Annotated in this window: 11 protein-coding genes; all 11 read left to right on the top strand. The window is 68.7% G+C overall.

Annotation, left to right across the window (positions count from 1 at the left end; translation table 11 throughout):
* The first annotated feature begins 37 nt into the window (after positions 1-37).
* Positions 38-1,096 (top strand): N-acetyl-gamma-glutamyl-phosphate reductase, encoded by a 1,059-nt coding sequence (argC, locus tag OK17_RS20320; RefSeq protein ID WP_461418547.1) that lies wholly within the window; start codon positions 38-40, stop codon positions 1,094-1,096.
* Positions 1,093-2,367 (top strand): bifunctional glutamate N-acetyltransferase/amino-acid acetyltransferase ArgJ, encoded by a 1,275-nt coding sequence (argJ, locus tag OK17_RS20315; RefSeq protein WP_461418546.1) that lies wholly within the window; start codon positions 1,093-1,095, stop codon positions 2,365-2,367. Before argC ends, argJ begins: the two co-directional genes overlap by 4 nt.
* On the top strand, positions 2,364-3,290 hold the full coding sequence (argB, locus tag OK17_RS20310) for an acetylglutamate kinase (RefSeq protein WP_461418545.1): 927 nt from the start codon (positions 2,364-2,366) through the stop codon (positions 3,288-3,290). Before argJ ends, argB begins: the two co-directional genes overlap by 4 nt.
* Positions 3,287-4,534 (top strand): acetylornithine transaminase, encoded by a 1,248-nt coding sequence (locus OK17_RS20305; RefSeq protein ID WP_461418544.1) that lies wholly within the window; start codon positions 3,287-3,289, stop codon positions 4,532-4,534. Before argB ends, OK17_RS20305 begins: the two co-directional genes overlap by 4 nt.
* The gene (gene argF / locus OK17_RS20300) at positions 4,531-5,454 is read left to right on the top strand and encodes an ornithine carbamoyltransferase (RefSeq protein WP_232716199.1); all 924 of its coding nucleotides are present in this window, start codon (positions 4,531-4,533) and stop codon (positions 5,452-5,454) included. Before OK17_RS20305 ends, argF begins: the two co-directional genes overlap by 4 nt.
* A gap of 27 nt (positions 5,455-5,481) precedes the next feature.
* Complete coding sequence (locus tag OK17_RS20295; protein WP_232716197.1) at positions 5,482-5,988, top strand: arginine repressor; 507 nt, start codon at positions 5,482-5,484, stop codon at positions 5,986-5,988.
* A 157-nt stretch (positions 5,989-6,145) separates the two neighbouring features.
* Positions 6,146-7,345 (top strand): argininosuccinate synthase, encoded by a 1,200-nt coding sequence (locus tag OK17_RS20290; RefSeq protein ID WP_461418543.1) that lies wholly within the window; start codon positions 6,146-6,148, stop codon positions 7,343-7,345.
* The gene (gene argH, locus OK17_RS20285; protein WP_232716194.1) at positions 7,342-8,793 is read left to right on the top strand and encodes an argininosuccinate lyase; all 1,452 of its coding nucleotides are present in this window, start codon (positions 7,342-7,344) and stop codon (positions 8,791-8,793) included. The genes OK17_RS20290 and argH overlap by 4 nt, the downstream gene beginning before the upstream one ends.
* Before the next feature lie 85 nt (positions 8,794-8,878).
* Positions 8,879-11,875 (top strand): AMP-binding protein, encoded by a 2,997-nt coding sequence (locus OK17_RS20280; RefSeq protein WP_461418542.1) that lies wholly within the window; start codon positions 8,879-8,881, stop codon positions 11,873-11,875.
* A 5-nt stretch (positions 11,876-11,880) separates the two neighbouring features.
* A complete protein-coding gene (locus tag OK17_RS20275) occupies positions 11,881-12,096 on the top strand; it encodes a Trm112 family protein (protein ID WP_232716190.1) in 216 nt (71 codons plus the stop codon).
* 73 nt (positions 12,097-12,169) lie between these two features.
* Positions 12,170-13,501, top strand: coding sequence for a tyrosine--tRNA ligase (gene tyrS, locus OK17_RS20270; RefSeq protein WP_232716189.1), 1,332 nt, complete (start codon positions 12,170-12,172; stop codon positions 13,499-13,501).
* Positions 13,502-13,740 lie beyond the last annotated feature (239 nt).

Below are 13,740 nucleotides of genomic sequence, written 5' to 3'. Positions count from 1 at the left end.
TTATGTATTGATTTGCATGCCGGTGCATAATGATTGCATGGCTTCGACAAGCTCAACCAGCGGTGTGAAAGTGGCAGTGGCCGGCGCGAGCGGCTACGCGGGTGGTGAGATCCTCCGACTCCTGTGCGGGCATCCCCGTCTGCGATCCGGTGAGCTCGAGATCGGTGCGCTGACTGCCGGCGGCAACGCCGGCACCACGCTCGGGTCCCACCATCCACACCTGCTGCCGCTGGCAGATCGGGTTCTCGAGGAGACCACCCCGGAGATCCTGAGCGGCCACGACGTCGTTTTCCTGGGCCTGCCGCACGGTGCATCGGCGGTCATCGCCGACGCCCTGCCGCCGACCACGCTGATCATCGACTGCGGCGCCGACTTCCGGCTGCGCGACGCCGGCGACTGGACCTCCTACTACGGCGGGGATCATGCAGGCACCTGGCCGTACGGCCTGCCCGAGCTTCCCGGCAATCGTGAGGTCCTCAAGGACGCCAGCCGGATCGCCGTTCCGGGCTGCTACCCGACGGTGTCGATCCTGTCGCTGCTCCCGGCGATCGCGGCCGGCCTGGCCGAGCCGCATGTGACCGTGGTCGCGGTCAGCGGCGCGTCGGGCGCCGGGCGTTCGCCGAAGGTCGACCTGCTCGCGTCCGAGGTCATCGGGTCCGCCCGGGCCTACGGCGTCGGCGGCGTCCACCGGCACACCCCGGAGATCTCGCAGGCGCTGTCGGAAGCGGCGCAGCAGCCCGTCACCGTCTCGTTCACCCCGATCCTGGCGCCGATGGCCCGGGGCATCCTCGCGACGTGCACCGCACGGACCACCGCGACCGGCGACGAGGTCCGCGCGGTCTACGAAAAGGCCTACGCCGACGAGGAATTCATCCATGTCCTGCCGGACGGCCGCCTGCCGGCCACCGGTTCGGTCATCGGTTCCAACGCCGTCCAGCTCGGGGTGACCGTCGACGAGCGCGCCCAGACCCTCGTGGTCGTCGGCGCGGTGGACAACCTGACCAAGGGGACCGGCGGCGCCGCGGTCCAGTCGATGAACCTGGCGCTGGGCTGGACAGAGAACGAGGGACTGAGCACCGTGGGAGTTGCACCATGACAGGCGTCGAGGGAACCGGAATCCAGGACGCACAACCGGATCCGGAGCGCATCGAGGGCGGGGCCCCCGGCGACACCCCGCGGCTCGTCCGCGAACAGGGCGTCACCGCGCCGCTGGGTTTCCGTGCTGCGGGGATCGCGGCCGGTATCAAGGTGTCCGGCAATCCCGACCTCGCCCTCGTGTTCAACGAGGGCCCGGATTACTCGGCCGCCGGCGTCTTCACCAGCAACCAGGTCAAGGCCGCACCCGTCCTGTGGTCCCAGCAGGTTCTCACCACCGGCAAGCTGCGCGCGGTGATCCTCAACTCGGGCGGTGCCAACGCGTGCACCGGGCCCGGCGGATTCCAGGACACCCACAAGACGGCCGAGGCCGTCGCGGAGGCGTTGAGCAACTGGGGGACCAGCACCGGCGCCGTCGAGGTGGCCGTCTGCTCGACCGGGCTGATCGGTGACCGCCTCCCGATGGACAAGGTCCTCGCCGGCGTCACCGAGATCGTCCAGGAGATGGGCGGCGGACTCACCGGCGGCACCGACGCCGCACACGCCATCATGACCACCGACACCGTGCCGAAACAGGCTGCGCTGCACCATCCCCAGGGATGGAACGTCGGCGGCATGGGCAAGGGCGCCGGGATGATGGCGCCCTCGCTCGCGACGATGCTCGTGGTGCTGACCACCGACGCCGCCGCCACCAGCGAACAGCTCGACACCGCCCTGCGTCGGGCGACCGAGCGGACGTTCGACAGGCTCGACATCGACGGCTCCATGTCCACCAACGACACCGTGCTGCTGCTGAGTTCGGGTGCCAGCCAGATCCCGGTCGACCAGGCCGATCTCGACGAGGCCGTGTTCGCGGTCTGCGACGACCTGGCCGCCCAGATGCAGGCCGACGCCGAGGGGGTCACCAAGCGGGTCACCATCACCGTCACCGGTGCACGGACCGAGGACGATGCCCTGGTCGTCGCCCGGTTCGTGGCCCGCGACTCACTGGTCAAGACCGCACTGTTCGGTTCCGATCCCAACTGGGGCCGGGTGCTGGCCACGGTCGGCGCGTCCCCGGTCCGGATCGATCCGGACGTGATCGCCGTGTCGTTCAACGGATCCCCCGTGTGTGAGAACGGTTGCGGCGTCGAGGGGGCACGCGATGTCGACCTCTCCGGTGCCGACATCGACGTGCTGGTCGACCTGAAACTCGGCGACGCCTCGGCATCCGTCCGGACCACGGACCTCTCACACGCTTACGTCGAAGAGAACTCGGCGTACTCGTCATGAGCGACACCACACCGGAATTCGGTGCACCCCAGATCGATCCGGCCGCGGGCCTCGCGAAGGCGAAGGTCCTCGCCGAAGCGCTTCCCGCGCTGCAGGAACTCGCCGGCGCCACGATCGTCGTCAAGTACGGCGGCAACGCCATGGTCGACGACGAACTGAAGAAAGCCTTCGCCGCGGACATGGTGTTCCTCCGCGCCTGCGGCATGCACCCCGTCGTCGTGCACGGCGGCGGACCGCAGATCTCGGCGATGCTGAAGAAACTGGGCCTGCAAGGAGAATTCAAGGGCGGCTTCCGGGTCACCACCCCCGAGGTGATGGACGTCGCCCGGATGGTCCTCTTCGGTCAGGTCGGTCGTGAACTAGTCGGTCTCATCAACGCGCACGGCCCCTATGCCGTCGGCATCACCGGCGAGGACGCCCATCTGTTCACCGCGACCCGGCGGACGGTCCTCGTCGACGGCATCGCCACCGACATCGGCCTCGTCGGCGACATCTCCTCGGTGAACACCTCCGCGGTGCTCGATCTCGTTGCGGCGGGACGCATCCCGGTGGTCTCGACCATCGCCCCGGATCGTGATGGCGTCGTCCACAACATCAACGCCGACACCGCGGCCGGTGCGCTCGCCGAGGCGCTCGGTGCCTCGCGGTTGGTCATGCTGACCGATGTCGAAGGGCTGTACACTGATTGGCCCGACCGCGGGTCGCTGGTGTCCCAGATCGGCACCGATGCCCTGGCCGAGCTGCTGCCGTCGCTGGACTCCGGCATGGTCCCCAAGATGGAGGCCTGCCTGCGAGCGGTGACCGGGGGAGTCGAACGCGCCCACGTGATCGACGGTCGCGTCGCCCATTCCGTGCTCGCCCAGCTGCTGACCGAGAGCTCCACCGGCACCACCGTCGTCGACCCGCGTGAGGAGGACCAGTGACCGCACCGCTGCAACAGCGTTGGGGCCAGTCCCTGATGAAGAACTACGGCACCCCGCCGATCGCCCTGGTCGGCGGTTCGGGGCCGTACGTCACCGATGCCGACGGCAAGCGATACCTCGACCTGCTCGGCGGCATCGCGGTGAACTCCCTCGGCCATGCGCATCCCGCGATCGTCGAGGCCGTCACGACCCAGCTGCAGACGCTCGGACACGTGTCGAACCTCTACATCTCGCCGCCCGTCGTCGAACTCGCGGAGAAGCTGCTCGACCGCTTCGGCCACCCGGGCCGCGCGTTCTTCTGCAACTCCGGGACCGAGGCCAACGAGGCCGCCTTCAAGCTCGCGCGGCGGACCGGCCGGCCCGAGATCGTGGCCGCCGAGAAGGCCTTCCACGGCCGCACCATGGGCGCTCTCGCCATGACCGGACAGCCGTCGAAGCGTGCACCGTTCGAGCCGATGCCGCCGGGAGTGCGGTTCGTCCCGTATGGCGACACCGAGGCACTCGACGCCGCCGTCACCGACCAGACCGCCGCGGTGATCCTCGAACCGATCCTCGGTGAAGCCGGCGTGATCGTCCCGCCCGCCGACTACCTGGCCGCCGCCCGCCGCATCACCAGCGAGCGCGGTGCACTGCTCATCCTCGACGAGGTGCAGACCGGCGTCGCGCGGACCGGCACCTTCTTCGCCCACCAGCAGGTGGGTGTGGTGCCCGACGTGATGACCCTGGCCAAGGGACTCGGCGGCGGACTGCCGATCGGTGCCTGCATCGCCACCGGCCCGGCTGCCGAGCTGTTCGAACCCGGCCAGCACGGCACGACCTTCGGGGGCAATCCCGTCGCCGCGGCCGCCGCGCTCGCCGTGCTCGGGGTCATCGAGTCCGAAGGCCTCACCGATCACGTTGCCGCCGTGGGCAAGACGATCGCCACCGGCATCGAGGACCTCCACCACCCGCTCATCGCGGGTGTGCGGGGAGCCGGTCTGCTGCTCGGCGTCGAATTGACCGAGGCTCTGTCCGGGCGCGTCGAGGCTGCGGCCCGTGACGCCGGATTCCTCATCAACGCACCGGCACCCGACGTGCTGCGGCTCGCGCCGCCACTGATCATCACCGAGGAACAGGCGCAGACCTTCGTCGGCGCCCTGCCGACAATCCTCGACACCGCCGCGGCAGCGGCTTCGGCGGACACCGCCGCGGCAGCGGCCTCGAAGGGCGCCACTGCCCAGAACGACAAGGGAGACAAGGCATGACGCGTCACTTCCTACGCGATGACGACCTCACCCCCGCCGAGCAGGCCGAGGTGCTCGCCCTCGCCGCCCTGGTGAAGGCGCAGCCGTTCGCCTTCCGCCCGCTCGAGGGACCCCGCGGGGTCGGGGTGATCTTCGACAAGAACTCGACACGTACGCGCTTCTCGTTCGAGGTCGGCATCGCCCAGCTCGGTGGTCACGCGGTGGTCGTGGACGGCCGCACCACCCAGCTCGGCCGCGAGGAGACCCTCGAGGACACCGGACAGGTGTTGTCGCGCTTCGTCGACGCCGTCGTGTGGCGCACCTTCGGTCAGGACCGTCTCGAGGCCCTGGCGTCGAGCGCGTCCGTGCCGGTCGTCAACGCCCTGTCCGACGAGTTCCACCCGTGCCAGGTGCTCGCCGACCTGCAGACGATCATCGAGCAGAAGGGGTCGCCCACGGGTCTGAAGATGACCTACCTGGGCGACGGCGCCAACAACATGGCCCACTCGCTCGGTCTCGGCGGCGTCACCGCCGGGATGCACGTGACGATCAGCGCCCCCGAGGGTTTCCAGCCCGATCCGGCGATCATCGCCGACACCGAGCGGCGTGCCGCCGAGACCGGGGGATCGGTGCGGCTCGTGACCGACCCGGTCGAGGCGGTCACCGGTGCCGACGTCCTGGTCACTGACACCTGGGTGTCGATGGGTCAGGAGGAGGACGGCAAGGACCGCACAGCACCTTTCCGGCCGTACCAGATCAACGACGAGCTGCTCGCCCACGCCGCCGACGACGCAATCGTGCTCCACTGTCTGCCGGCGCACCGCGGCGACGAGATCACCGCCTCGGTCATCGACGGTCCGCGCAGCGTCGTCTTCGACGAGGCCGAGAACCGTCTGCACGCGCAGAAGGCCCTGCTGATCTGGCTGCTGGAGCACCAGTGAGATGACACCAGAAAGCCAGGACCAGTTGTGACCGCCGGAGCCGAACACTCGGAGAACCGCCTCGCCGCGACCCGCGCGGGGCGGCATGCGCGGATCATCGACATCCTGTCGACCCACCAGGTGCGCAGCCAGTCGGAGCTGCAGCGGTTGCTGGCCCAGCAGGGGATCGATGCCACCCAGGCCACGTTGTCCCGTGACCTCGACGAGCTCGGGGCCGTGAAGCTGCGGGCCGCCGACGGCGGTGCGGGTGTGTACGTGGTGCCGGAGGACGGTTCGCCGGTGCGCGGCGTGTCCGGCGGTACCGATCGCCTCTCGCGCCTCGTGTCGGAGCTCCTGGTCTCCACCGACAACAGCGGCAACCTCGCCGTACTGCGCACGCCGCCCGGCGCCGCGCACTACCTGGCGGCTGCCCTCGACCGTGCCCGACTTCCCGATGTGGTGGGCACGATCGCCGGTGACGACACGATCTTCGTCGTCGCCCGCGAGCCGCTCGACGGCGCCGAGCTCGCCCGACGGATCGAGGGCCTCGTGTAGCCCCCGCCCACTGCAGAACCACCGGCCGCGCCCGTCGCGGCCGGACAGAACGAGAACCGCAACCGAACACACCGCCAACCGAGACCCGGACGGTGTGGTCGGAACCCCGGGGCCGATGATGGACTCGGGTCATCGCTTAGAACAGGAGCTTCACCTCATGGCAGAACGTGTCGTACTCGCATACTCGGGCGGCCTGGACACCTCGGTCGCGATCAGCTGGATCCAGAAGGAGACCGGCAAGGAGGTCGTCGCCGTGGCTCTCGACCTCGGTCAGGGCGGCGAGGACATGGACGTCATCCGCCAGCGCGCCCTCGACTGCGGCGCGGTCGAAGCCGTCGTCGTCGACGCCCGTGACGAATTCGCCGATGAGTACTGCCTCCCGGCGATCACCTCGAACGCCCTCTACATGGACCGCTACCCGCTGGTGTCGGCGCTGTCGCGTCCGCTGATCGCCAAGCATCTCGTGACCGCCGCCCGCGATCACGGCGGCACCGTCGTCGCCCACGGCTGCACCGGCAAGGGCAACGATCAGGTCCGCTTCGAGGTCGGCTTCGCCACCCTCGCACCCGATCTCGAGGTTCTCGCCCCGGTCCGCGACTACGCGTGGACCCGTGAGAAGGCCATCGCCTTCGCCGAAGAGAACGACATCCCGATCAACGTGACCAAGAAGTCGCCGTTCTCCATCGATCAGAACGTGTGGGGCCGCGCCGTCGAGACCGGCTTCCTCGAGGACCTGTGGAACGCGCCGACCAAGGACGTCTACAGCTACACCGAGGACCCGACCGTCAACTGGAACAGCCCCGACGAGGTCATCATCGGCTTCGACAAGGGTCGCCCCGTCAGCATCGACGGCCGCCCGGTCTCCGTGCTGGAGGCCATCGAGGAGCTGAACCGCCGCGCCGGTGCGCAGGGTGTCGGACGCCTCGACGTCGTCGAGGACCGTCTCGTCGGCATCAAGAGCCGCGAGGTCTACGAGGCCCCGGGCGCCATGGTGCTGATCCGCGCCCACGAGGAGCTCGAGCACGTCACCATCGAGCGCGAGCTCGGCCGCTACAAGCGCGGCACCGACCGCAAGTGGGCCGAGCTGGTCTACGACGGTCTGTGGTTCTCGCCGCTGAAGCGTTCGCTCGACGCCTTCGTGGACTCGACCCAGCAGCACGTCTCCGGCGAGATCCGCCTTGTCCTGCACGGCGGCAACATCTCCGCCACCGGGCGTCGTAGCTCCGAGTCGCTCTACGACTTCAACCTCGCCACCTACGACGAGGGCGACAGCTTCGACCAGTCGGCAGCCCGTGGCTTCGTCGAGTTGCACGGCCTGTCCTCCAAGATCTCGGCCAAGCGGGACCTGAATCTGTGAGTGGCGAGCAGACCGGCGGGACGACCAACGAGGGTTCGCTCTGGGGCGGCCGTTTCGCCGGCGGTCCGGCCGCGGCGATGGCCGCCCTGAGCAAGTCGACCCACTTCGACTGGGCCCTGGCGCCGTTCGACATCCAGGCATCGAAAGCCCATGCCCGGGTGCTGAACAAGGCGGGACTGCTCACCGATGACGACCTGACCGGCATGCTGGACGGCCTCGACCGTCTGGCTGCCGACGTCGCCGACGGGACGTTCGGTCCCGCGGAGTCCGACGAGGACGTCCACGGTGCGCTCGAGCGCGGACTCATCGAGCGGGTCGGCCCCGAGCTCGGCGGACGGCTGCGTGCCGGCCGGTCGCGCAACGACCAGGTCGCCACGCTGTTCCGGATGTGGCTGCGCGCCGCCATGCGACGCGTCGCCCTCGGAGTGCTCGACGTCGTCGACGCGCTGACCGCTCAGGCGGCCGCGCATCCTGACGCGATCATGCCCGGCAAGACGCACCTGCAGGCGGCGCAGCCGGTGTTGCTCGGCCACCATCTGCTCGCGCATGCCCAGCCGTTGCTCCGCGACATCGATCGCCTCGCCGACGCCGACCGCCGGACCGCGGTCTCGCCGTACGGCTCCGGTGCCCTCGCCGGTTCGTCGCTGGGACTCGATCCGGCCGCCATCGCCGCCGACCTCGGGTTCGACGCGCCGGCGGAGAACTCCATCGACGCCACCTCGTCCCGCGACTTCGCGGCCGAGGCGGCGTTCGTGTTCGCGATGATCGCAGTCGACCTCTCCCGGTTGTCCGAAGAGGTGATCATCTGGAGCACACCAGAATTCGGTTACGTGACGCTGGCCGACGCCTGGTCGACGGGCAGCTCGATCATGCCGCAGAAGAAGAACCCGGACGTCGCGGAATTGATGCGCGGCAAGGCCGGCCGCCTGATCGGTGACCTGACCGGTCTCCTCGCGACGCTCAAGGCGCAGCCCCTGGCGTACAACCGGGACCTCCAGGAAGACAAGGAACCGGTCTTCGACGCGGTGGCACAGCTCGAGATGCTGCTGCCGGCCGTCACCGGTCTGGTCGCGACGCTCGAGTTCCACACCGACCGGATGGAGGAGCTGGCCCCGGCCGGCTTCACCCTCGCCACCGACATCGCCGAGTGGATGGTCCGGCAGGGCGTGCCCTTCCGCGTCGCCCACGAGGTCGCCGGAGCCTGTGTCCGCGAGGCCGAGTCGCGGGGCATCGGTCTCGCCGAGCTCGACGACGAGACGTTGACCGGCATCAACCCCTCGCTCAGCCCCGCGGTGCGCGAGGTGCTGACGGTGCGCGGTTCGGTCGAGTCGCGCAACGCGCATGGCGGTACCGCGCCCGATCAGGTACGACGGCAGATAGACGTGGTGTCGGCACAATCGGCCGACCTGCGGACACGCTGGGACGCCGGTCCCGGAGGACGAGAGTAGAACCACTGCTCAGTGGGTAGAGTGGCGTATGTCACCGACGTGTCGGTGGTGGACGTCTCGCTGACAACGGGGAGGAATCGACGCGATGGTGGGTTTGGACGGGCTCCCGGATCTGGGCGGCGTGGTCAGCCGGGTGGTGGCGACCGCTCAGAACGGACTCGAGGTGCTCCGCTTCGGCGGTCTCGAGACCGGGACCGAACCGGCTCCTTTCGCGATCGTCGAGACACACAAGATGTTCCGGCTGCGCCGGTACTTCCCGAACGAGCCGTCCACCGGCCCGAACATCGTGCTCGTTCCGCCGATGATGGTGTCCGCCAACGTCTATGACGTGACCGAGCACAACGGTGCGGTGTCCATCCTCCATCGCAACGGCATCACCCCGTGGGTGATCGACTTCGGTTCCCCGGACACCGAAGAGGGCGGGATGGAACGCAACCTCGCCGACCACGTGGTGGCCATCAGCCACGCGATCGATCTGATCGTCGAGGCGACCGGACGCGACATCCACCTCGCCGGGTACTCCCAGGGTGGCATGTTCGCCTACCAGACCGCGGCCTACCGGCGGTCGAAGGGGATCGCGAGCGTCATCACCTTCGGCAGCCCGGTCGACGTCCTGGCGGCCCTGCCCCTCGGATTGCCCGCCGGTCTGGTGGCGCCGGCCGCAGAGTTCCTCGCCGAACGGTCCTTCGTGCGGAACCTGTGGGTCCGGGACTGGATGGCGCGCACCGGCTTCCAGCTACTCGACCCGGTCAAGACCGTGCGCAGCCGGATCGACTTCCTCCGCCGTCTCCACGACCGCGAGGCGCTGCTCCCGCGTGAGGATCAGCGGCGGTTCCTCGAGGCCGACGGCTGGGTCGCCTGGTCCGGCCCGGCGATCGCCGAACTGCTGCGCCAGTTCGTCGCCCACAACCGCATGGTCTCCGGCGGCTTCGTCATCAACGGCGACCTCGTCTCGCTCACCGAGATCACCTGCCCGGTACTGGCGTTCGTCGGCGAGGCCGACGACATCGGTCAACCGGCGGCGGTGCGCGGGATCGTGCGCGCCGCACCCGACGCCGAGGTCTACGAATCCACCCTGCCGGTCGGGCACTTCGGGCTGGTGGTCGGCTCGACGGCGGGACAGCACACCTGGCCCACCACGGCCGACTGGGTGAACTGGTTGTCGGACAACGGGACCCGTCCGGAACTCATCAGCGAGATGTCGCAGGTCGAGCCGGGACACGGCGGCGGTGTCAGCCTGTCCTCGCGCATCACCCACGGCGTGGGGTCGGTCGCCGATGCCGGCACCGCAGCGTCCCGGGAACTGCTCACGCTGGTCAACTCGGTGCAGCGGACATCGCGGGCCGTCGCGTCGGAGTCGGTGCGCACGGTGCCCCGCCTCCTGCGCCTGGGCCAGATCCAGAGCGGCACCCGGATCTCGCTGTCGAAGCTGATGGCCGAGAACACCAAGAAGCACGGCGACAAAGAACTCTTCCTGTTCGAGAACCGTGTGCTCACCCACGCGCAGGTCGACGCCCGCATCAACAACGTCGTCGCCGGCCTCATCTACTGCGGCGTGCGTCCGGGACAGCACATCGGCGTCCTGATGGACACGCGTCCGAGCGCGCTGGTCGTGGTCGCCGCACTGGCCCGGCTCGGCGCCGTCTCGGTGCTGCTGGCCGCTGACGCAGACGTGCGGGAGATGATGCGCCTCGCGGACAGCTCGGTCATCGTGACCGACCCGACCAACCTCGACCTCGCCGACGCGGCGTCGGACCGGGTGCTCGTGCTCGGCGGTGGCAGCGGCGACTCCCGTGCCATCGACGGCGTCGACGGCAAGACGATCATCGACATGGAGCAGATCGTCCCCGACGAGGTCGACCTGCCCACCTGGTACCGGCCCGATCCCGGTCTCGCGGGAGACCTCGCATTCATCCTGTTCAGCCGTGCCCGGGGAAAGCTCGTGCCGTGGCCGGTGACCAACCATCGGTTCGCGATGTCGGCGTTCGGTGCGGCGTCGGCGGCGGCGCTCTCCGACCGCGACACCGTGTACTGCCTACCGCCCCTGCATCACGCCTCCGGCCTGCTGACGACCCTTGGCGCGACGGTCGTCGGCCGGTCCCGGATCGCGCTGTCCAACGGCATCGACCCGGAGACGTTCGCGACCGAGGTGCAGCGCTACGGCGTCACCGTCGTGTCCTACACCTGGTCGATGCTGGGCGACGTCGTCCGCGATCCGCGCTTCCGGATCAACCAGCACAACCCGATCCGGCTGTTCATGGGTTCCGGTATGTCGGCGGGCCTGTGGGAAGACGTGTGCAGCAGCTTCCCCCGGGCCCGGATTCTCGAGTTCTTCGCGACCGCCGACGGTTCGGCGATCCTGGCCAACGTCTCCGGCGACAAGCTGTCGTCCGTCGGGCGGCCGCTCCCGGAGACCAACCCGGTCGAGGTCGCGGCCTACGACATCGCGAACGATCGTCTCCTGATCGACGAGTCCGGTTTCGTCCGGCGTGCCGAGGTCGGCGAGCCCGGTCTGCTGCTGGCCAAGGCCCGGCACAAGTTCGACACCAACGGCACTGTGCTGCGTGACGTCTTCACCAGCCGTGACCGGTGGGAGGTGTCGGGGCATCTGTTCGTCCGCGATGCCGACGGCGACCTGTACTTCCTCGGTGCCACCGACCGGGTGGTCCGCACCGAGGCCGGACCCGCGTTCATCCCGCCGATCACCCACGCGCTGTCGCGGATACAGGGCGTCGACCGGGTCGTCGCCTACGGCGTGGGGGAGCCGGGACACCAGGTGCTGGTCGCTGCGCTGACCCTCCGCCCGGATGCCAAACCCGAGTCGCTCACCGTCACCCAACTGCGAATCGCGCTCGGGGAGTTCCCCGCCGAGATCCGGCCCCACCTCATCCGCGTCGTCGACGAGATCCCGCACTCCGCGTCGTACCGCCCGTTGAGCACCATATTCGCGGCCGACGGGTTGCCCAAGCCCGGACCGCGGATCTGGTACCGCGACGACGAGGGCCGCTACCGGCGCTACACGAAGACGATCGCCGAGAAGCTGGACTGGAGCGGGTCGTCGGCAGAAGATGCCCTAGGCTGAGCGGCGTGACGACACGCGCTGAGGCCATCGACCCGATCGTGCGCGAGCGGCTGGCCTGCCCGCAGGACCACGGCCCGCTGATCGACGCCGGCGACGAGCTCTACAACCCGCGACTGCACGTCGCGTACCGGATCGACGAAGACGGAATCCCCGTCATGCTCATCGACGAGGCACGCAAGGTCGACGACGCCGAGCACGAGCGCCTGATCGCCGGGCAGTAGGCCCGCGGTCGTCCGACGCCCGCAGGCGTCACCTCGTCCGAGCCCCGATCTCGATGGATGACAAGATCGAGGGGTGAGTGCTGAGACTGAGGGAACCGCCAACACGACCGAGGGATCCATCCGGACCGGGGACGCTCCCGTCGACATCCTGGACGAACTCGGCTGGCGAGGTCTGATCGCGCAGTCCACCGACCTCGATGCACTGCGCGAGGCACTGGCGGACGGGCCCATCACCTTGTATGCGGGCTTCGACCCGACGGCGGCCAGCCTTCACGCCGGCCACCTCGTGCCGCTGCTGACCCTCAAGCGTTTCCAGCTGGCCGGTCACCGCCCGATCGTTCTTGCAGGTGGCGCCACCGGCCTCATCGGTGACCCCCGTGAGGTGGGGGAGCGCACCATGAACGCTCCCGACACGGTCGCCGAATGGGCAGGCCGGATCGATGCGCAGCTGCGCCGCTTCGTCGACATCGACGAATCCCCGACCGGTGCACTCGTCGTCAACAATCTCGACTGGACCGGGCAGCTCTCCGCCATCGAGTTCCTCCGCGACCTCGGCAAGCACTTCTCGGTGAACGTCATGCTCGCCCGGGACACCGTGAAGCGGCGTCTCGAGGGTGATGGCATCAGTTACGCCGAGTTCAGCTACCTGCTCCTACAGTCCAACGACTTCGTCGAGCTCAACCGCCGGTACGGCTGCGTGCTGCAGATCGGTGGCTCGGATCAGTGGGGGAACATCATCGGCGGTGTCGATCTCGGACGTCGACTCGACGGGTTGTCGCTGCACGCGTTGACCGTGCCGCTCGTGACCTCGTCGGACGGCAAGAAGTTCGGCAAATCCACTGGTGGCGGCAGCCTCTGGCTCGACCCCGAGCTCACCAGCCCGTACGCCTGGTACCAGTACTTCGTGAACACCGCCGACGCAGACGTCATCCGTTACCTGCGTTGGTTCACCTTCCTCGGACGTGAGGAGATCGCCGAGCTCGAGCAGGCGACGGAGGAGAAGCCCCACCTGCGTCTCGCGCAGAAGAAGCTCGCCGCCGAGATGACCACCCTGATCCACGGGGAAGAGAACACGCGCGCCGTCGAGCTCGCCAGCCAGGCATTGTTCGGACGGGCCGAGCTCGACGAACTCGACGAGGCGACGCTGGCAGCAGCTGTGGGGGAGACCGTCATCGCCGAGTACTCGACAGAACGGCCCTCCATCATCCAGTTGCTCGTCGACACCAAACTCTCCGAGAGCAACAAGGCCGCGCGGCGTGCGGTGTCCGAAGGCGGCGCCTACGTGAACAACACCAAGATCACCGATCCGGAGTGGCAGCCGGCGGACTCCGACCTGCTCCACGGTCGTTGGTTGGTGGTGCGACGAGGCAAGAAGAGTTTTGCCGGCGCAAAGCTGACCCTCTGACCAGGGGATTTGACGCGTTGTTCGCGGCTGTGTAACTTAATCGACGCACCGCAGAGAGCAACTCCCCCGGAGCCGCAAGCACCGGGGAAGCAAAAGTGCCCGAGCCACTCGCTCGGGCCGCCTGTGCGGGGCCACTCCCAAGAACAAGATTGCGAGTAATGCTCGCGCTCTGGGAGAGCTCATCGGAGCCGGCCTCATCACGAGGACGTCTGGTGGGTGTGTGTTCTTTGAGAACTCGA

Source organism: Gordonia sp. GN26, assembly GCF_054823965.1.
The sequence above is the reverse complement of the archived record's forward strand: the minus strand, read 5'-3'. Positions and strand labels throughout refer to the sequence as shown.

Excerpts from the sequence above, each read along its gene's own strand:
- argC (WP_461418547.1), top strand. The coding sequence starts at position 38 with ATGGCTTCGACAAGCTCAACCAGCGGTGTGAAAGTGGCAGTGGCCGGC.
- argJ (WP_461418546.1), top strand. The coding sequence starts at position 1,093 with ATGACAGGCGTCGAGGGAACCGGAATCCAGGACGCACAACCGGATCCG.
- argB (WP_461418545.1), top strand. The coding sequence starts at position 2,364 with ATGAGCGACACCACACCGGAATTCGGTGCACCCCAGATCGATCCGGCC.
- argF (WP_232716199.1), top strand. The coding sequence starts at position 4,531 with ATGACGCGTCACTTCCTACGCGATGACGACCTCACCCCCGCCGAGCAG.
- OK17_RS20290 (WP_461418543.1), top strand. The coding sequence starts at position 6,146 with ATGGCAGAACGTGTCGTACTCGCATACTCGGGCGGCCTGGACACCTCG.
- OK17_RS20280 (WP_461418542.1), top strand. The coding sequence starts at position 8,879 with ATGGTGGGTTTGGACGGGCTCCCGGATCTGGGCGGCGTGGTCAGCCGG.